The 18,966-nt window shown below is 45.6% G+C and carries 18 protein-coding genes and 1 riboswitch; of the genes, 3 read left to right on the top strand and 15 right to left on the bottom strand.

Annotated elements, in window-relative coordinates; translation table 11 throughout:
- Positions 1 to 195: 195 nt before the first annotated feature.
- Positions 196 to 1,584 (bottom strand): YjiH family protein, encoded by a 1,389-nt coding sequence (locus QRD89_RS03825; protein WP_286096369.1) that lies wholly within the window; start codon positions 1,582 to 1,584, stop codon positions 196 to 198.
- Positions 1,585 to 1,758: 174 nt separating this feature from the next.
- The gene (locus QRD89_RS03820; RefSeq protein ID WP_286096368.1) at positions 1,759 to 2,823 is read right to left on the bottom strand and encodes an AI-2E family transporter; all 1,065 of its coding nucleotides are present in this window, start codon (positions 2,821 to 2,823) and stop codon (positions 1,759 to 1,761) included.
- Between the two features lie 333 nt (positions 2,824 to 3,156).
- On the opposite strand from QRD89_RS03820, the gene QRD89_RS03815 reads away from it, so the two are divergent.
- The 3 genes from QRD89_RS03815 to QRD89_RS03805 all read left to right on the top strand — a co-directional run bounded on the left by QRD89_RS03815 (position 3,157) and on the right by QRD89_RS03805 (position 4,325).
- Positions 3,157 to 3,312: a Fur-regulated basic protein FbpA gene (locus QRD89_RS03815; protein WP_008636704.1), complete on the top strand. Its 156-nt coding sequence runs from the start codon at positions 3,157 to 3,159 to the stop codon at positions 3,310 to 3,312.
- A gap of 28 nt (positions 3,313 to 3,340) precedes the next feature.
- On the top strand, positions 3,341 to 3,643 hold the full coding sequence (locus tag QRD89_RS03810) for a MerR family transcriptional regulator (RefSeq protein WP_008636705.1): 303 nt from the start codon (positions 3,341 to 3,343) through the stop codon (positions 3,641 to 3,643).
- 151 nt (positions 3,644 to 3,794) lie between these two features.
- The gene (locus QRD89_RS03805; RefSeq protein ID WP_008636706.1) at positions 3,795 to 4,325 is read left to right on the top strand and encodes a YceI family protein; all 531 of its coding nucleotides are present in this window, start codon (positions 3,795 to 3,797) and stop codon (positions 4,323 to 4,325) included.
- A gap of 22 nt (positions 4,326 to 4,347) precedes the next feature.
- Here the strand turns inward: QRD89_RS03805 and QRD89_RS03800 are convergent, their stop codons facing one another.
- From QRD89_RS03800 to QRD89_RS03740, 13 genes are all read right to left on the bottom strand, one after another.
- Complete coding sequence (locus QRD89_RS03800; protein WP_008636710.1) at positions 4,348 to 4,671, bottom strand: CHY zinc finger protein; 324 nt, start codon at positions 4,669 to 4,671, stop codon at positions 4,348 to 4,350.
- Between the two features lie 31 nt (positions 4,672 to 4,702).
- The gene (locus QRD89_RS03795; protein WP_286096367.1) at positions 4,703 to 5,908 is read right to left on the bottom strand and encodes an MFS transporter; all 1,206 of its coding nucleotides are present in this window, start codon (positions 5,906 to 5,908) and stop codon (positions 4,703 to 4,705) included.
- Positions 5,909 to 5,924: 16 nt separating this feature from the next.
- Positions 5,925 to 7,562 (bottom strand): SLC13 family permease, encoded by a 1,638-nt coding sequence (locus QRD89_RS03790; RefSeq protein WP_286096366.1) that lies wholly within the window; start codon positions 7,560 to 7,562, stop codon positions 5,925 to 5,927.
- A 139-nt stretch (positions 7,563 to 7,701) separates the two neighbouring features.
- The gene (locus QRD89_RS03785) at positions 7,702 to 8,979 is read right to left on the bottom strand and encodes an exo-beta-N-acetylmuramidase NamZ family protein (protein WP_286096365.1); all 1,278 of its coding nucleotides are present in this window, start codon (positions 8,977 to 8,979) and stop codon (positions 7,702 to 7,704) included.
- A 21-nt stretch (positions 8,980 to 9,000) separates the two neighbouring features.
- Complete coding sequence (locus QRD89_RS03780) at positions 9,001 to 11,103, bottom strand: glycoside hydrolase family 3 protein (RefSeq protein WP_502875650.1); 2,103 nt, start codon at positions 11,101 to 11,103, stop codon at positions 9,001 to 9,003.
- 462 nt (positions 11,104 to 11,565) lie between these two features.
- Positions 11,566 to 12,885: a Na+/H+ antiporter NhaC family protein gene (locus tag QRD89_RS03775; protein ID WP_008639831.1), complete on the bottom strand. Its 1,320-nt coding sequence runs from the start codon at positions 12,883 to 12,885 to the stop codon at positions 11,566 to 11,568.
- A gap of 117 nt (positions 12,886 to 13,002) precedes the next feature.
- Positions 13,003 to 13,107, bottom strand: a riboswitch (SAM riboswitch).
- 68 nt (positions 13,108 to 13,175) lie between these two features.
- The gene (locus QRD89_RS03770) at positions 13,176 to 14,252 is read right to left on the bottom strand and encodes an ABC transporter substrate-binding protein (RefSeq protein WP_286096364.1); all 1,077 of its coding nucleotides are present in this window, start codon (positions 14,250 to 14,252) and stop codon (positions 13,176 to 13,178) included.
- A gap of 17 nt (positions 14,253 to 14,269) precedes the next feature.
- Positions 14,270 to 15,043, bottom strand: coding sequence for an ABC transporter ATP-binding protein (locus QRD89_RS03765; RefSeq protein WP_035388660.1), 774 nt, complete (start codon positions 15,041 to 15,043; stop codon positions 14,270 to 14,272).
- A 23-nt stretch (positions 15,044 to 15,066) separates the two neighbouring features.
- Positions 15,067 to 15,888 (bottom strand): ABC transporter permease, encoded by an 822-nt coding sequence (locus QRD89_RS03760; RefSeq protein ID WP_062515406.1) that lies wholly within the window; start codon positions 15,886 to 15,888, stop codon positions 15,067 to 15,069.
- Positions 15,889 to 16,073: 185 nt separating this feature from the next.
- Positions 16,074 to 16,748, bottom strand: coding sequence for a hypothetical protein (locus QRD89_RS03755; protein ID WP_286096363.1), 675 nt, complete (start codon positions 16,746 to 16,748; stop codon positions 16,074 to 16,076).
- Complete coding sequence (locus tag QRD89_RS03750; protein ID WP_062515409.1) at positions 16,745 to 17,497, bottom strand: hypothetical protein; 753 nt, start codon at positions 17,495 to 17,497, stop codon at positions 16,745 to 16,747. The genes QRD89_RS03755 and QRD89_RS03750 overlap by 4 nt, the downstream gene beginning before the upstream one ends.
- Positions 17,469 to 18,386: an ATP-binding cassette domain-containing protein gene (locus tag QRD89_RS03745; RefSeq protein WP_286096362.1), complete on the bottom strand. Its 918-nt coding sequence runs from the start codon at positions 18,384 to 18,386 to the stop codon at positions 17,469 to 17,471. The genes QRD89_RS03750 and QRD89_RS03745 overlap by 29 nt, the downstream gene beginning before the upstream one ends.
- The gene (locus QRD89_RS03740) at positions 18,383 to 18,760 is read right to left on the bottom strand and encodes a GntR family transcriptional regulator (RefSeq protein ID WP_008639824.1); all 378 of its coding nucleotides are present in this window, start codon (positions 18,758 to 18,760) and stop codon (positions 18,383 to 18,385) included. The genes QRD89_RS03745 and QRD89_RS03740 overlap by 4 nt, the downstream gene beginning before the upstream one ends.
- Positions 18,761 to 18,966 lie beyond the last annotated feature (206 nt).

Here is an 18,966-nt window from a genome sequence, read left to right as displayed (position 1 = left end):
GATAAGTAATAAAATGGAAATGTAACAAAAGAAAAGTTCCCTTCCCTGCAAAACAGGCACGGATATAAAACTACCAATTACCCCCTAAAGATATAGGTGAAAATCGAAAGCTATGGATGTAATGACCTCCCCTATATATAAATAAATAAGAAAAGCGCAGCTGAGCACAGCTGCGCTTTTCTGTATTTTGTTAGCTTAAAAGAATAAGATGTGCGCCAACAAAGCTGCTATCGGAAGTGTAATGATCGTACGCTGTAAAAATATCACAAACAGCTCAAAGAAATGTATAGGAATTTTGGATTTAATCAACAGAATACCTATCTCCGACATATAGATCAACTGCGTCAGACTCATAACACCAATGACGAATCGAGTCAGTTCTGATTCGATTCCACTCCCAATGACAGATGGAAGGAACATGTCCGCAAAACCGACAATCATGGCAGGAGCTGCTGCGGAGGCTTCTGGAATCTGCAGCCAGTTAAGAATTGGTACGAATGGATAAGAAAGAATAGTAAAGACCGGTGTAAACTCAGCCACCACTAACGCAACGGTTCCAAGCGCCATAACAAGGGGGATTAATCCAAACCAAATATCGACAACGTTATAGACACCCTTTTTCACGACTTGACCAGCGCTCTTCACTTCATCCGCCTTCTCTACCGCTTTCTCCAGTCCCCATCGGAACGACGAAACACCTTCTGGAACATCTTCACTGATCTGTTTACCAGCAGGCTCATAATACGTGTCTTTCTTTTTAGACAGTGGAGGAATTCTTGGGCAGATGACAGCCGCTACCAAACCACAGACGACGACTGTAAAATAGAAAGGTACGAACATATGGTCAATGGAAAGGAACTTTGCGATGACAAGGCTGAAAGCAATGGAGGCGATCGAGAAATTAGTCGCGACTACACTAGCTTCGCGCTTTGTATAATACCCTTTCTCATATTGCTGGGTCGTCAATAACACCCCGACCGGCGCACTGCCCATCCAGGAGGCAATGGCATCCACAGATGAACGTCCCGGAAGCTTAAATAAGCCGTACATCGCTTTCCGGACAACTGTACCGATCAAATCCATTAAACCGAATTCCAACAGCAGGGGCATAAACAGACTGGCAAAAAGAAACCAGACCATCAACACCGGTACAAGGTCGAAAAGCACGACCCCTCCGGTAAGTTCCGAAGAAATAATAGATGGTCCTGCACTTGTCAACGTCAAGACTGCGAATACCGCTCCAAGAACCCGCATAGACGCCCAGAAAGGACCGACATCAAATAAATGGGGAACGACATTTCCAGAACGAATCCCCTCTTCAGGAAGCAGTTTCACCAGAATGCTGCCTGCAGCAGATAGACAGATAATGACTGTCATAAACAAAGGAATTTGTTCGGAAAAGGCTCCCTGTAGAGCATCCGCCATGATCCCGAGACCAATGGTTACTTTTCCACCAATAGAAATAGGTACCATGAACAAAAGAACACCTATAAAAGAAGGAATGAGGAACTTTAACCATTGTTTAGTCGTATAAGAATTAGTCTGTTGCAGGGTTTCTGTAGATTTTGTATTTTCAATAGCCATACTGTTCCTCCTCTATGTTCAATCACATATATATAGTATCAATATTAAATAACTATACATTCCATTGCATAAAGATTCAACAGTAGATTAGAAGATTCTTCTTTTTTCTTCTTATTTTACGAAAAGACAAAAAACCGAGTACTCCTTCATAAGGAATACTCGGTTTCTATTGAACTAGGAAGGATGATACATCTTATAAAAACTATATCCGTGCTTTATTAACACTTTAATTACAGAATAGGTGGGCACAGCGATAATCATACCGACAATTCCATACAAAGGAGCTGCCACGACAAGAAGAAGGATGACGGTCAACGGATGAATGTTCAACCGTTCCCCAAAAACATAAGGTGCTACAAGATTACTCTCTAACTGCTGGACAACAACGATGGTCACTATAACATAGATAGCAAGATGGGGTTCCTGCATTAATGCGACCACGACTGCAGGAATGGAACCGATGACAGGCCCTACAAACGGGATGACACAAGTGAATGCCAGAAAAACACCCAGAACGAGCGCATAATCGAGGCCGATCAGCAGATACCCAATATACGTCAACACCCCGTCTACCGCGGCTATAGTCACCTGCCCGAGTATATAAGATGATATCGTGTAATCCAAATCTTTCAACAGCTTTTCTCCTCGCGGCTTATGCTCCGGACGGAAGGCCCGAGACAAAAACGGCACCAGCCTCTCCCCGTCTTTCAATAGGAAAAAAAGCACGAAAGGAACGATGATCATGACGGTGGCAGCCCCCGCAATAGTAGAGAACACGGTAGTGAGATGCTCGCCGATCTGCTCGGTCATTCCACCGAAATAATTCGTCACCTTCTGGGTGATAGAATTCATGGATACCATACCCATATCATTCTCCTCTATCTTCCTGCCGGCATGTTCGGCCGTATCCTTCACTTTTGACGGAAGGCTGGAAAGGTCGGTTACCTGTTGTTTAATCGTCTCTGCCAGGAATTTAAAACCGGTGTAGACTATTCCTCCTATGCAGGCAAAAAGCAGAAGGATAGCAGCGGGACGCGGAAGGAAAGGCACCCGTTCCAAAAGGTCAACAGCCGGCCTCAGCACATAAAACAAAAACCCCGCGATCAGCATGGGATAGAATAGCGTTTGAAAAATAGTTTTAATTGGTTCTAATAATTGCAGCTTCTCAAGAAAGAAATAAAAAATGAGCAGCAGGATCCCTGCCGTTATGTATTTGTAATAAGGCTGCTTCCACCACATAAAAAACATCTCCTCTCTATCCCATTCATTCACTAATTCAGATAAGAATAAACCGCCAAAAATACACCTGAAAAGATGTGCGCTTATTCCCCCTTTCTTCATTAATATATCCCCACTCCTCCAGAATAGAAATTAGGGAGGCCCCAGCCGCATGCGTAAGAAATTCTAACATGGCGTAAATTTTATGTTAGATTTTCTAACATAACAGGTGACAGAAAATTAAAAATGATTTATTCTGTTAACAACAACCAGAACAGGAAATGAATGATTAGTGCCGTCCTGTAGGTAGATCCCCCATGTTCACGAAAATCAAAGGATCGGGAGTGAACCTTCATGAAGAATCATTTAAGGACAGCTGTTGAAACTATGCGGGAACATTATATCCAAAAGCTGATCGAAGCCGGACAGTTCCATGCTTCGGACGAGGTTCTCCATTCACTTACACTGACAGAACTGGAAACCCTCGCAGCCAGAATCCACCGTCCATAGCTTCGCCAATCACCAAGGAGGAGAAGGGATGTCGTCCTACAAGCATAAAAAGGTCATATCAATCGGAACCGTTAATGAACTGACAGGATTATCGCTTCGACAAATACGGTACTATGAGGAGCGAGGATTAATATATCCGGAACGGACTAAGAGAGGAACAAGAAAATATTCCTTTGCGGACGTGGAAATGCTGCTCCAGATAGCAGACAAACGAGAAGAAGGGGTGCAAACCTATGAAATAAAACAGGATTTGCTGGAATCAAGCAAGGAAAAAGTAATGGAACGAATGCTGCGTGGTCAATTAAACGCACATTTCAAGCTTAACAAATAGGTTCAGGCAGCTCACAGACACCCCTAGGTCTGTGGGCTTTTTTTTACCTTTCTTAACAGTAACCGTGTAAATCAAAATATCTTGACTTCGAAATAAATAGAGAATAAGATAATAGTTAGAATTCAAAATATTCTTTAAGGAGAGTGTTCCCATGACTAAATTAGTATTAGATCCTGTGCACAGCAGTTTGAATTTCCAAATTAAACATATGATGGTATCCAAGGCTAAAGGAGAATTCGAGGAATTTAATGTTCAATTTTCCGGAGACCTGAATGATCTCTCATCTGCCAGCATCGCCGTAACAATTCCCGTTAAATCCATTAACACGAAGAACGAGCAAAGAGATGGACACCTGCGGTCCGGAGACTTCTTCGAGGCAGATCAATATCCGGAAATGACATTCAAGAGTACTTCCATCAAAGAAGTCTCGGAAGGAGAATTCGAAGTAACCGGAGACTTCACGATTAAAGAGACAACTAATAAAGAGACATTCACAGTCGAATACAACGGCACATCGAAGAGTCCTATGGACGGGAGCACGATCGCAGGCTTTGATGTCACCGGAAAAGTGAACCGAGAAAGCTACGGCTTGACTTACAATGCCGCAATAGAAACCGGCGGAATGCTGCTTGGCAGAGATGTGAAATTCGAAGGGAACTTTGAATTCGTCGTAGAACAATAAAAAAACCAAGACTGAGCAGCGCTCAGTCTTGATTCATTTCAAAATAATACGGATAATGCAGCCGGCATCCGGCATTAAAAGCATGCTTACAATTCGGACAAACAGAAGCCTTCATATAATTCTGTATGGACAGCTCGCTCTCACAGTTTCCACAGAGGACAGCAGCCTCGTCCCAGCGATTCCTCGGCCAGCGTGACTTCCCATGATCCTCTAATTCATCATGACAGAAGATACATGCATAGTACGTTTGGCAGCAGTGCATTTTAATCGCAATAATATCAGTCTCACTATGATAGTGTACGCACCTTGTATTCGTATCGACAAGCTTCCCTTTCACTTCCTCCATAACTGATCCCCACTTTCTCATCGCTATTGTATCACGTGCTGAGACCACGGCGGCGCAAGAGCCACATACAGAAGAACAGTACCAGAAAACTTATGCCTATACTTAATATTCCGAGCCATCCACTACCTTCCCACAAAACCCCGGCAGCCGTGCTCCCCACAGCGACCCCGGCGTAGTAGCTGATCAAATAGAATCCGGATGCTCCACTTCGATGATGCGTGGCAGATTTACTTACAAGCGCCGAAGCCATTGCATGGGCGACAAAGAACCCCATACAGAGCAGACAGAGACCAAATACAATCATGGAACCGGACGGTACAGCGGTCACCCCTGCTCCTGCAAGCATTACAAGGACAGCTAAATACATCACCCGCTTCATCCCTAAGGAGAGAGACATTCTCCCTGCCAGCGGCGGTGCGATAATCCCGAATAAATAAGCAAAATAGGTAAATGAAATGACCTCCAGCGTCCATCGAAAAGGCTCTCCTTGTAAGTAAAAGGGAAGGTATGTCCACACTGCCGTGAAAACGGCCTGCAGCAGGAAGCCCATTAAGAATAGAAAAAGCATGTTTCCGCTTCGCAAATGGACAAACAACCCTTGAAGATCCTTGACTATCGACTGATCCGTTTTTTCAAAGAAACGCTCGTTCGGTATGAGTACAAGGAACAGAAAAGCAGCAAGGACTCCGAAGAATGCAAACACCCAAATCGTCAACCGTAAATCAAAAACCCCTGCAAGATATCCCGCTCCCACTCTTCCGCCCATTCCTCCGAGTGCGTTACTCGAAATATACAGCGTCATAGCAAGACCGATATGTTTTGGTGATGTTTCTTCTCCTAAATACCCCATCGCTGCAGCAGGAATCCCTGCAAGGAAAAATCCCTGGATAACACGGAGAGCTACAATCCATTCGAAACTATCCACAAGAGGAATCAAACCCAGCGTAATCACGGTAACGAACAGGGAAAGCTTCATAACTGCCACCCTGCCATAGCGATCAGAAAGAAAGCCTAAAACGAACAATCCGACAACCATAGCGAGCACACAGGAGGACATGACGAAGCTTGATACTGTAGCAGAACGATCATAACTATCCGAAAGCAACGGGAGCAGTGGCTGAAAGACATACAATGTAGAAAAGGTCGATAAAGATGCAATCATTAATGCGGCTGTAATCCGCCAAAATCCAGACTCACGCGGTGTATAGGGGTGAGTCGTTTCTATCGCCACTCCCATATCAAATCACTCTTTTCTAGGATTGGAATTGACTTGGAAATTCGTTCAAATCGATCCCCCAGACGAACGGAAGATAGAAATAGATGGCAAGAGTAACCAGGATGACTGCAAGGATATTCAACCACAACCCAGCTTTCGCCATATCCGGGATACGCAAATAACCAGACCCGAAAACGACGGCGTTCGGCGGAGTCGCAACCGGGAGCATGAACGCACAACTTGCAGCAATCCCTGCAGCGATCATCAAACTGTAAGGGTGTACAGAAAGAGCACTCGCAAGGGAGGCCATAATCGGAAACATCATAGTTGCCGTGGCTGTATTGGATGTTATTTCTGTAAGGAATATAACCATCCCCGTTACGATAACGATAATCAAGAGCAGATGCACCCCTTGGAGTACAGTCAATTGATTACCTATCCATTCTGCCAGTCCGGTTTCCTGAAATCCTGAAGCAATGGCCAGCCCGGCACCGAATAACAGCAAGATCCCCCATGGCAGTCCTTTTGCTGTATCCCAATCCAGTAGATGTTCTCCTTTACGGTTTTTAGAGGGAAGGATGAACAGGATGACTGCAGCAATCATAGCGATCATCGTATCATTGATATTTTCATTAACCCGTACCAGAAGAAAGGAGCGGGATATCCAGGCTGCAGCTGTCACGGTAAAAACCAACAGCACCGTTTTTTCTTCAAAAGACATAACACCAAGCGACCTGCGTTCTTCTCTGATCACCTTCCTCCCTCCAGGCAGCTCCTTCATTTTCATAGGATAAGCGACCTTGACTAAATACACCCACGCAAGCGCTAACAACAGCAAAGATAATGGTACCCCGAACGTCATCCAACCTGCGAAAGATATCTCGATGGCATAGGTCTGTTCTACAACCGCCTTGAAGATCGTATTCGGCGGTGTACCGATTAGTGTCGCAAGTCCTCCGATCGACGCACTATACGCAATTCCGAGCATCACTGCCTTACCGAAAGGGAAAGAATCGTGATCGACCGTTTCTCCCTTCTTCTTCAACTGCTCCGCTGCTTGGTATATAACGGCCATACCAATCGGCACCATCATCATTGCCGTCGCTGTGTTGGAAATCCACATGGACAGCACACCGGTAGCAACCATAAACCCGAGTACAATTTGTTCGGTGCTCGTGCCGACGGAAGCTATGATAAACAGGGCCATCCGTTTATGTAAGTTCCATTTCTGCATAGTAAGGGCAATTAAAAAGCCCCCCATAAACAGAAAGATGGTGTCATCTCCGTAAGAAGATGCGGTCATTCCACTTTCCAACCCGCCGGTAACAGGAAACAATACGAGAGGAAGCAACGAGGTGGCTGGAATGGGAATTGCCTCTGTAATCCACCATGTAGCAATCCATAGTGTACTCGCAAGAATCGCTACAGCCTCCCTTGACAAACCTTCCGCATCCACAAACAGCAAGGCAAGAAGAAAAAGCATGGGTCCAAGAATCAAGCCGCTCTTTTGTCTCGGCTGCATGGAAGGTCCTGGTTTCCCTTCTTGTTCTCCATTTTCCTTGGTATAAGCAGAAGTATGATTCCCGGACACCATAAACTGCATCAGTGCCTTCGCTTCCTCATGCATCACCCAAAGCTTTTGCCAACTATTTTTGATAGCAACGGTCGCTCTCATACAATCAATCCTTCCCCATGTGGTAAGTGTAAGAATATTTACAAATTTTATCATAAAATCCATAAAATTGTCATAAAATCACTCTATAACCCTTCCTTAAAATAAATCCACATTCCTTCGGGAGGAATGTGGATTACTCTTACTTATACAGAAGAAAATGTTTTCTCGTCTTATTAAACTTTTTGAGGTCATCCTTCCAACGTTTCTCCATCTGTTCTACGGAATGCCCCTCATTAATTGATTCCCTTACCCATCCGTTCCCTATTAGTAGATCAAAGAACGAGATACCATTTGCATCTTCGGCACGAAATTCGAAATCATCAGGGTACATATCATGGATAGTTTTCACTAAGTGCAGACCTGTGTTAACAGGCTGGAACTCATCACGGTCCAGTATGTGAAGTTGGACCCCGTGGGATAATTTCCCGGCATGCTTAGAAAAAGACGGGGTAAATGAAGCCGCCCGGAACCTGACACCAGGAAGGTTCTTCTCGTTCATTGCTTCCGCCAATTGTTCGCTGTCTATGAAGGGGGCTCCGATCAACTCGAACGGCTTCGTAGTTCCTCTTCCTTCCGATACATTTGTCCCTTCAATCAATGCAGCCCCAGGATATACGTAAGCCGTATCTACCGTCGGCATGTTCGGCGAAGGCGCAACGAATGGCATGTCTGTATCATCATAATCCATTCCCCGCTTCCACCCTTCCATTTTCACAACGGTCAACTCTGCACCGATATCGAATTCTTTGTTAAACAGCTTCGCCAATTCTCCTGCCGTCATGCCATGCCTCAGTGGGATTGGATAATTTCCTACGAAAGACTGGTAGTCTGTATCAAGGACCGGACCCTCCACCTGGTCTCCACCGATCGGGTTCGGCCGGTCCAGGACGAAGAATGGAATGTCGTTTTCTTGTGCTGCTTCCATCGCATAAGCCATCGTGTAGATGTACGTATAGAAACGCGTTCCTACGTCCTGGATGTCGAATACGAGGACATCAATATTTTCAAGCATATCCGGAGTCGGTTTTTTCGTTTTACCGTATAAGCTGTACACAGGCAGACCAGTCTTCTCATCTTCGTAAAATTCCACATACTCGCCTGCCTGAGCGCTTCCCCGCACTCCATGTTCGGGACCATAAAGAGCCGTCAACTCTAAGTCTTCATCTTCGTAGAAAAGATCGACGACACTGTTCAAATCCTGATCTACTCCTGTCGGATTCGTGATTAACCCAATGCGCTTTCCTTCCAAAAGTTCTTTCTTATCATCGAGCAGCACTTCTACTCCAAGTTTGAATTCCTCCTGCTTCTTATGATGTCCCTTATGTTTACCACGGTTTCCTTGATGATCAGCGAGAACGACCGAAAAGGTGGACCAGGTTGTTAGCAGAACGACCACTAGTATAAACCACTTCCGCATAGCTATCCTCTCCCTTTCCTCTTAATAAGTGAGCCCCGTTCCATATTCGTACATCACCGATCCATCTTCATCAGGTATCGTGACAGGAAGCTTTCCTTGCGGTGAATTTTCACCAAATATGGTGGCAGCGGACGCCTTGAAACTGGCTGCTTTAAAGCCATATTGGGCGAGGTAAGCATCGACACCTGCATAACTCATGATGTCGTATGGATTCCGAATTCCAATACTGATGACAGGCGCTTCGCTCGCATCCATCACCTCATGGATCAATTTCATTTGTGGGTGATCGGCAGACCGTGTGGCGACATTATACGTGTAAGTACCAAAGATGATATAGTCCGCCTTTTTCACCATTTCCAACTGTCCTTCTGTCAATTCCGCGCTCGACGTTGATAAAACAGTAGTGGCACCGTGGCGTTCTCTGACGGCATCACCAAGCAAATCAATGAATGTATTTCCAATGACAAGTACCTCTTCCTCCTCTTCTGGTGTCACAGGTAATACCCCATCATTTTTGACCATGGTGATCGACTTCTCAGCAGCTTCTTTTTCCACCTGTTTATGCGCTTCGGAACCTACGATTTCTTCCGCGTATTGAACCTTCTCTTCCAGCGACTTCGGATTTTCGGAAGGAATGATTCCCCGCTTCACTTTCAACGTCAAGATACGTCGGGCAGAGTCCTCAATGGTTTCTTCCTTGATTTCCCCCGTTTCCACAGCTTCGTAAATACCTCCCGCTACTTCTTCAAGTCCTACAGGCATCAATACGATATCTGTTCCGGCGTTGATCGCCCGAATCACGGAATCTACCGGTCCGAAGTGGTCACTGATTGCTTTCATGTTGAGCGCATCGGTCACGACAATCCCTTCATAGCCCATCTCTTCACGAATTAAGCCGGTCAACACCTTCTCTGATAAGGTGGCAGGAAGAGCAATCGGCGTCCCATCCTTCTGAGAAATCACTTCGGTATCATCAATTTTCGGGAAAGTGACGTGTGCCGTCATGATTGCGTCAATACCTGCATCCATTGCTTGTTGGAAGGGATAGAGTTCCACTTCCTTGAGTCGGTCTAAATCGTGAGGCACTTCAGGAAGACCTAGATGAGAATCGACAGCGGTATCTCCATGGCCAGGGAAGTGCTTGGCCGTAGCAGCGACACCAGCTTGTTGTAATCCCCGCATATAAGCGGTTCCCATCGTTCCAACCAATCTTGGGTCTCCACCGAAGGAACGGACGCCGATAACCGGATTATCCGGATTATTGTTTACATCCATCACAGGAGCGAAATTCACATTGAATCCAAGCGCCGCAAGTTCTTCTCCAATGGCATTACCAACATTCTGAGCTAGCTCTTCCGAACGTGCTGCCCCAAGTGCCATATTTCCAGGCATATCTGTCCCGGATTGCAGCCTTGTGACGATTCCACCTTCCTGATCAATGGTCATAAGCAGTCCAAATTTCTCACTCGAACTCTGGTAATCGTCGACAAGCGTTGTCGTTTGCTCTGTGGTTACGACATTTTCACGGAAAAGAATGACTCCTCCCAAATGATATTGTTTTACCATCTGCCCTATTTCAGCATTCATTTCCGTGACATTTTTCCCCTTCCAAGTACGGAAGTCAGGCATCAACATCTGTCCGACTTTCTCCTCCATTGTCATTTTATCGATGGCATTCCTTACGATGTCATACTTCTTTCCTTTCTGCTTCATCAGTACAGGAGTAACCTCGGACTGCCCTTTATGCTTCTTTCGTTTGAAATGGACGGCGATCCGGTCCTGATCCTTCCCGCTGCGGACGGTAATCCACGCTCGCCCGGGTTTTCCGTGCCATGTTACTTTTCCATGTTCATCCACTTCCGCCACCCGTTTATTGTTGGACGACCACTTCAGATTCTCCTCGACCTTCTTGAAGTGACCATCTTTGTAAACACGCAGCACCTCCATCTGAACCGTATCCCCTTTAATTGTCCTGTCCGCTTCCGGTACGTTCTGCAAAAGAATTAACTCTGTTCCCTTGTTCGACTTTTTCCCGTCCGCCGATACCGGTCCGGTCATCGTTCCCGGAATCAACAGACAGAATGTAAGCAGCACAACAAACCAACCTCTTCTCCTGCCTTTCACTCTACATTCCTCCTTGCCTTTATTTATTTGTAAAAGTAAGACCGCTATCCCGCATGACGATCGAACTTTCCCAACAATGGCGGATCATGATGAGAGTCTTTATTATGGAAGCGTTTACAATATGTAGTAAAAGCGTACCGAATATAACTATAGTCGTCTATACCACATAAGACCCCTCTCTCTCTTTTTCGACTGTTTTTTTCATTCTATAGCCCCATTACAATAGATTCATTTTGAAATATAATATCAAATTCATGAACTATTTAAAGAATTAATATTTCATTCGAATTTGAAAAAATCTATTAAGTGACCAACTACCTCCGCCTTCCTTTATGGCCGCTCACCGGGCGCCCAGTGGAAAGGTCCCTTCTCCTGGAGCCCGATCTCTCCCCCAGCCATACCACCTTTTCCAAACGAAAAAGAAGCTCCCTATTTCAGGGAGCCTCTTCCAGTCAGAGAATATCAGGATCCTTTTTGAGCGGAAGGATCTGCTTTCTGAACCGTAAACTTAGGAAACTTGAAGACAATAGCAAGAATTCCGGACACGGCTGTTAAGATCGGATAAATACAAAACGGTACGATTGCAATAGGTGAAATCGATGCCACACCGGCTACAGCAAGGAGTTGGGCTCCGTAAGGAATGATTCCTTGAACAGAGCTTGCAAAGATGTCCAACAGGCTGGCGGATCTTCTCGGTTCAATGCCGTAATCATCAGAGATCTGTTTGGCTAATGGACCGGCCGTGATGATCGAAATCGTGTTGTTTGCAGTGGACAAATTGATCGCGGTTACGATACCGGCGATACCGAACTCTCCACCACGATTAGACCGGACACGTTTATTCACCGCTTCCAGTAGATACTCAATTCCGCCGTTATAACGGATCAGCTCTACAAGTCCTCCGAGCAGGATAGCGATCATAGACAACTCCTGCATGTTAGCGAAGCCGTCTCCGATCAGGTTAATCAGTTCCATCCCCGAGAATTTACCGAGAATCAAACCGACAATTCCGGCTGCTACCGTTCCGCCGATCAGAACGAATATGACGTTTACCCCAAGGATGGCGAACAGGAGCACTCCGAGATATGGAATGACTTCAAGGAAATTATACGAGTATGTTTCCCCAAGATCTGCACTCGCACTGGCTGTCCATACTGCAAAAATAACCGCTGTTACTATGGCAGCCGGAAGAACGATAAAGAAGTTCGCCTTGAACTTTTCTTTCATTTCCGTGCCTTGTGTTCGAACAGCTGCAATGGTTGTATCAGAAATGATGGAGAGGTTGTCCCCGAACATAGCCCCACTTACAATGGCTCCCATAATCAGCGCCACACCAATATCTGTTTGTTCTGCGACACCAAGTCCGATCGGGGCTAAAGCTACAACTGTCCCTGTGGAAGTACCCATGGAAATGGATATGAAACACCCAATGACGAACAGGCCGACGACCATCCATCCACCAGGCAGGTAGCTCAGGCCAAGGTTGACGGTGGAATCTACAGCCCCCATTCCCTGTGCGACGGAAGCAAATGCTCCCGCGAGCAGGAAGATCACAACCATCAAGATGATATTCGGGTGTCCTCCCCCTTTGGAGAGTGTCATGATTTTCGTTTCAAAATCTGTTTTTCGATCCATAAGCAGCGCTACCAGTATAGCTGCAAACAGAGCGACGAGTACAGGCATTTTGTAGAAGTCACCTGTCACGATCCCTGAACCAATGAACAATACAATAAATACTACAAATGGAATAAGTGCAAAAATATTTGCTTTCGGTTTTGTCATCTTTTCTGCCTCCTTCTTGGTGAACTCATGAATGTTTCTGTGATACAGACAAGACCAGGCCAAACAAATAAAAAAGAAGCCCTCTTTAGGATAAGAAGGCTTCTTTGTTTCCGTCCCCTCTTATCTGTCAGGTCTAAAACCTGCTGGATTTAGCACCGGCCAACTGTGTTGGTGGTTGCTGAAGCTTCTTAGGACCAGTTCCTCCACTTCTCTTGATAAGAACTATTCAATTGAGTCTCTCGTTACTTTACATCATTTTTTTCTCTCTGACAAGAGAAAAACTTGGAATGTTACTTTTTATCATACTCTCCGATAATGTCCACGGCTTTGGCTGCCAGAGAAGGGTCTACAGCCTCATCGAAATCTACTTCGCCGATGATGGCACCATTGGAGTTGTAAAAGTCGAACTGATCTTTAATATCCTCCACGAACATACTGCCGTCCGGATCCAGTCCTGTCACGCCGACTTTCTTCCATATTTCAGGATCCTTCAAAGCGGTGTGTTTTGTCATGATATCAATGACTTCATCAAGTCCCTCGCCGTGAAGAAATGCATCGTTGTAATCGCGTACCCCCTTCAAATAAGCAGCCATGAAGCGGAGCGATACGTCTGTTTCTTCTTCAACAAATTCCGGTGAGCCTAGAACCATCGCGATTTGTGCTTCTGGAGCATAATCCGTAGCATCACCGAACCGCACATGTAACCCCTGCGATTCTCCCTGTGTTATCAAAGGCTCTATCTGCAGGGCAGCATCTATGGATTTATTCCCCATCGCGGCCAGCATATTACCGAAATCCGACATTAAAACAACCTCTACGTCCTTCTCAGTCAAGCCGGCATGCTTCAGCATTTCATGAAAGATGTAATCATCCACGGCATTCTTTGAAGATACAGCAATCCGTTTTCCTTTAAAATCGGCATACTCCTTGATTTCATCCTGAAGGTCTTCTCTAATAACAAAACTGAAGTAGGAATTGCCATCGAAATAGTGCCCTTTATCAGCGATGATCTTCACATCGATTCCCTGAGCGATCGCATTGAAGAACGAAGCGGTGGAGACTCCGCCGGCGATGTCCACTTCACCGGAAGCAAGCGCCGGCAGCATATCATCACTGTTGGCGAATGTCGTAAATTCGATGTCTATGTTATAGTCATCGAAATATCCTTTCTCTTTCGCGATGTAAAATCCTGCACCGGACGCCGCACCGTCCTCTGCAATAACTACCTTCTGACGCTTCTCAAGCGGAGCCAGATCGCCGGATACGGTTTCTTTCTGCTTTCCTTGTTCAGACTCCTTATCACTGCAGCCTGCTGCTATACCCAAAAATAAAAAAAGAGAGATAAAGATCCATAATGATTTACGCATGGGATGTTTCCCCTTTCTTAAATCCTTGATCGTTGCACTTCTTCCTGAAGATGATTCCAGACCTCCACGAATTGTTCCGCCATGACAGGGTCAGCCCTGACCTGCTCCATATTTCTTGGTCTGGGGAGCTCGATTCGTTTTTCCTTTACAATCCTCCCCGGCTGGGCACTCATCAAGAGAATCCGGTCGCTGAGCAGGAGTGCTTCATCGATACTATGTGTAATGAAGAGGACCGTTTTTTTCGTTTCGGCCCAGATGTTGAGTAATTCTTCCTGCAGGATGAATTTATTCTGTTCATCCAATGCTGCGAACGGTTCATCCATCAACAATATTTCCGGGTCATTTGCGAATGCTCTGGCAATGCTCACCCGTTGTTTCATTCCTCCGGAAAGCTCTCTAGGGTAAAGCTTGGCGAAACGCTCCAGCCCTACTTTTTCTAAATAATACGCGGTCCGTTCCTTGATGACCGCCGCTGGTACACGACGCATTTTCAAACCAAAACTGACGTTACCCTCCACGGTCAGCCACGGAATCACCCCCCGTTCCTGGAAGACCATCGACTGAAGTGGCCGGTCTTCCTTTGCTCTTGCGATGGTGAATGACCCGGAACTCGGTGTTTCCAAATCGGCTAGAATTCTGAGCAGTGTCGTTTTTCCGCACCCGCTCGGTCCGACTAAACAGACGAACTCTCCATCGGCAATATCCAGATTGATTCCTTCCAATGCTGTGACTCTGCTTTCCTTTTTATAAAATACTTTCGTCAAATCCCTGATGGAAATTTTCGCATCCATTCCACCTTCCCCTTTCTCCTTCATCAACGCCAAGGGAGTAATTTACTTTGCAGTCCTCTCAAGATTAATGAGAATAAATAGCCGAAGAACGAGATGAGTACGAGCCCTACAAACATTTCTTTCAACATGAATGCCTTATAGGAGGTCCAGATTAAGTAGCCGATACCGGAATTCGCTCCCATCATTTCCGCTGCTACTATCGTAAGTAAGGCGATCGCCTGCCCCATTTGAATCCCTTCAAGCATGACCGGTAAGGAACCCGGGAGAGCGATTTTGAAGAAAAACTGTTTCGAATCTGCTCCGTAATTCTTTGCTACGTCCAAATATATTCTGTCGATGTTGATGACACCGGCAACTGTATTAATGACTACCGGAAAGAAGACACTTCCTGCGATCGTCACCACCTTGGAAACTTCCCCTACTCCGAACAGAATGATGATGATCGGCAGGAGAGCAAGTGTTGGAATCGGCATGAGAGCCATGATCAAAGGCGACAGGAAATGCCGGATTGGACCATACAAACCCATCAGCAGTCCGATTGCAATAGCAGGGATCACTCCGAGAAGGAATCCTGCAAAAATACGATATAATGAGATTCCAACATGGCTGAACAGTTCTCCGCTCCCTGCCATCGACCAAAAGGTTCCCACGATTTGCGTAGGGGGCGGGAAAAAACGGGCATCCATCAAGCCTGTACGGGACAAGATTTCCCAAAGCAACAGAATAAACACCGGGGAAGCTATGGTAAGTGTTTGTTTGAACCGTTGACGTATACGCCTTTTTCTCCATTCTTGCTGTTCATTGAGCAAAGGATCCTGTGCAGCAATCCTTTCCGATTCTTTCATATGCCACCACCTCTTGTGCTAAGTTATGAACTTCTGCCCATATGTGTGAAAAAAGTAAAAAGAATCAAAAAAGCGCGGGCAGATACCCGCGCTTTTTTGATTCTTCGTCTGTAGGAATTGCTAGTTTTATTAGATGATACCTGAGCCTGTACTCATCTGTTCTCCGTTAAGTAAAACTCACCGATTCAAGATTCCACTTCTGTAACATACACTTCGTCATCCGCTTCCACCGTCATGTTCTCAGGAATTTGTAAATACAGGACCGACATGCCGGAGGACATACTGCTGCCGCCTGTGTTCTTTCCTTCAGAGAATTGTCGGAAAGGAAAAGAAGGATCGAACTGATAGAAAGTCTTCGTTACTTGTTCGCCGGAGGTTACGACCAGCCCCTGGTTCTCAAAGGTTACCACAGGCTCCTCTTTGACAGGGATCTGCCAGCCATTTACGACCATAGGTGACCGATACTGATAGAGGTGTATGTTCTTTTTCGACTCTACTTTTTCTACGATAACGGACGTACCAGGCCCGCCGGGAGTGCTCACTTTCACGTTCAGCGTTTTTCCTCCAAAGGAGAAGGTACGCTCATCTAAAAGGTATGCCTCGTCTATCTGATCAAGGTTTCCCTCTAACAAATGGCTGTACATAGCATCGTCGATATCCGACGAACTCGCCGCTTCCCCTGGCAGGGGATCAGGCAGGAAGAAGGTGAAAATTGTCGAGAGTACTAACACGCACCCAAATACAAGGAAGATCAAATGGCCGGTCTTAGCCATCTTGACACTTGCACCCTTATACTTCCCGTTAAAAACAGCTGCCAAAGTGACAAGCAGGAAAAGAAAGACTGCGAAAACGATGATCATGACCGCTTCACCTCCAAACGGCCAGCAATCCAGAAGCTTCCAACGAAACAAGTAATGGAAACGAGCAGTGCTTTCACAGCGAATAAAACAATATTTGCTTCATCAAACAGAACCTCAAAGAGGTAATTAGCCAAACCGTCTTCGCCACTTCGCTGCATCAAATACGAAATGCCGAACATCAAAACCGGAATGATAAGAAGAAACAGTCTGTTCCACTGCAGGAATACACCAAACAAATAACCGGCACCGGCAGCCAGGAAAACCATAAGGATGACGGCAGCCATCCCAGCACCGAATAAAGAAGCTTCCATTTCGTGAGCCGGCAACAGTTGACCGTCCTGCACTACAAATGTGTATACCGCTGCCCGCAGTACATTTTCTGAAAGGACAGCTGTAAGCCCGGCTATCCCGCAAACCACGAGAAGAAAGCCGACGGTAGACAGATGACTCGTAAGGCGGGTCGATACAAAGGGAAAATCATCTTCACGGTAAGCACGCGTCGTAAGGAGCAGTGCCGTCAAAAATCCCCAAAAAATCGTAAAGGAAATAATTAAATCCCCGGAAAAGATCTGCGATCGGACTTCAAAGAACTCTCCTCCCATGAATTGTGCCCCCGTTCCCATTAAAGAAAACAAGATGCCCATCACCTGTATCGTTACAAGAGACGTAAACACTCCCGGATGGGACCGCCACTTGAACGCGAACTGCTTTTTAATAACATCACCTGTTTTCACTTCGATCAAAGACATCGTCAATTCCTCCTCTGCCAACCTTATCTTCCGTCATATATACGCAAACATCACTGGCAGAGACAGGAGCGATACGAATGCCTTCCTTCCTCATCTCCGTCTGTTCCGTTTCCGTCCAGTCATTTCTTACGATGACACAACTGTTTCTTTCCTCAGGAAGCTGTTCATAAAGAATTTCTCTGTTCCGGGTCCATGGCCTCAGTATCTCCAGGGGTGCAGTGAGGCGGACGGCATACTCCTTCAGTTCATCCATGCTGGTCTGGAGAAGCAGCTTCCCCTTGTGGAGAAGAAGCACTTCCTCCAGTATGTCTTCCATTTCCTCCAAATGATGCGTCGATAAAACAATGGTGCGCGGAGAGGACAAATAGTCTTTCAACAAGGCACGATAGAAATCTTTTCGAACAGCTGCATCCATCCCTGTTGTGGGCTCGTCGAAGATTGTCAAGGAACATCGTGTGGCAAGACCGAAGATCATGTGAAAAATACTTTCTCTTCCTTTTGAGAGCGTATGATGGCGTTCCCCGCGCTCAAAACCGAAATAATCGAATAAACGTAAAGCAAGATCATGATCCCAATACTGGTAAAACCTTTTCCCTTCCATAAGGATTTCTTCCAAAGTCAAGGTTGCAGGGAAAGACATCCGGTCATCGATATAAACAGAATTAGCCGATATCATCAAATTATTGAACGGATGTTCTCCAAATACTTCCACACTTCCTTTCGATTCTTTCACCATTCCGGCAACAACCTTCATCCATGTCGTTTTACCGGCACCGTTACGTCCGACTAAACCAACGATTTTACCCGCTTCAATGGAGACGTTCAAACGGTCCAGGGCTTTCTTCTTTTTATATGTTTTGGTTACGTTCTCACATTTGATCGCCTTCACTCTTTCGCTCCTCCCCATGTTTCTTTAATGAGCGTGATTACTTCCTCTTCAGTCATTTCCAACTTCCCTGCTTCCTTCACAAGATCGTCAACCAAACGCTTCATTGTCTTGTTCCTCCGCTTTTCCTTTATAATCGCATTCGCTTCCTCCGCCACGAATTTCCCGAGTCCCCGCCTGTCATAAAGAACACCCTCTTCCGCTAATTTCGTCAGCCCTTTGGCCGCAGTCGCCGGATTGATATTATACATATCCGCCAGCTTATACTGAGAATGCACCTTTCCATCTACTTGAAAGTGTCCTTGAAGAATCTCATCCTCCATCCATTCTGCGATCTGGATGTAAATCGGCTTTGCACTCCCTGCGTCAAAATTCAACTTGTCACCTTCCTCCAACATAGTGCATTAGTGTTGTAATGTAGTATATTTCATCAAGATCAGAAAAACAACAAAAAAAGGAAAAATTAAATAAGTTTCCCTTAAATAACGACATTTTTCCATCCAGGAATATTTACAGTAGAAGATTTGTTTTATATAGGAAAATACTAGAAAAAAACATGCAAACTATCGAAATATTTGTAACG

Origin of the sequence: Halobacillus sp. ACCC02827 (assembly GCF_030291935.1) — a bacterium.
Lineage (GTDB): Bacteria > Bacillota > Bacilli > Bacillales > Halobacillaceae > Halobacillus.
The sequence above is the reverse complement of the archived record's forward strand: the minus strand, read 5'-3'. Positions and strand labels throughout refer to the sequence as shown.

What these genes read in the sequence shown, in the direction of transcription:
- QRD89_RS03825 (WP_286096369.1), bottom strand. Translation starts at nt 1,584, where the DNA reads ATGGCTATTGAAAATACAAAATCTACAGAAACCCTGCAACAGACTAAT.
- QRD89_RS03770 (WP_286096364.1), bottom strand. Translation starts at nt 14,252, where the DNA reads ATGCGTAAATCATTATGGATCTTTATCTCTCTTTTTTTATTTTTGGGT.
- QRD89_RS03765 (WP_035388660.1), bottom strand. Translation starts at nt 15,043, where the DNA reads ATGGATGCGAAAATTTCCATCAGGGATTTGACGAAAGTATTTTATAAA.
- QRD89_RS03800 (WP_008636710.1), bottom strand. Translation starts at nt 4,671, where the DNA reads ATGGAGGAAGTGAAAGGGAAGCTTGTCGATACGAATACAAGGTGCGTA.
- QRD89_RS03790 (WP_286096366.1), bottom strand. Translation starts at nt 7,562, where the DNA reads ATGAGAGCGACCGTTGCTATCAAAAATAGTTGGCAAAAGCTTTGGGTG.
- QRD89_RS03810 (WP_008636705.1), top strand. Translation starts at nt 3,341, where the DNA reads ATGTCGTCCTACAAGCATAAAAAGGTCATATCAATCGGAACCGTTAAT.
- QRD89_RS03805 (WP_008636706.1), top strand. Translation starts at nt 3,795, where the DNA reads ATGACTAAATTAGTATTAGATCCTGTGCACAGCAGTTTGAATTTCCAA.
- QRD89_RS03795 (WP_286096367.1), bottom strand. Translation starts at nt 5,908, where the DNA reads ATGGGAGTGGCGATAGAAACGACTCACCCCTATACACCGCGTGAGTCT.
- QRD89_RS03785 (WP_286096365.1), bottom strand. Translation starts at nt 8,979, where the DNA reads ATGCGGAAGTGGTTTATACTAGTGGTCGTTCTGCTAACAACCTGGTCC.
- QRD89_RS03755 (WP_286096363.1), bottom strand. Translation starts at nt 16,748, where the DNA reads ATGATCATCGTTTTCGCAGTCTTTCTTTTCCTGCTTGTCACTTTGGCA.
- QRD89_RS03815 (WP_008636704.1), top strand. Translation starts at nt 3,157, where the DNA reads ATGAAGAATCATTTAAGGACAGCTGTTGAAACTATGCGGGAACATTAT.
- QRD89_RS03775 (WP_008639831.1), bottom strand. Translation starts at nt 12,885, where the DNA reads ATGACAAAACCGAAAGCAAATATTTTTGCACTTATTCCATTTGTAGTA.
- QRD89_RS03750 (WP_062515409.1), bottom strand. Translation starts at nt 17,497, where the DNA reads ATGTCTTTGATCGAAGTGAAAACAGGTGATGTTATTAAAAAGCAGTTC.
- QRD89_RS03760 (WP_062515406.1), bottom strand. Translation starts at nt 15,888, where the DNA reads ATGAAAGAATCGGAAAGGATTGCTGCACAGGATCCTTTGCTCAATGAA.
- QRD89_RS03820 (WP_286096368.1), bottom strand. Translation starts at nt 2,823, where the DNA reads ATGTGGTGGAAGCAGCCTTATTACAAATACATAACGGCAGGGATCCTG.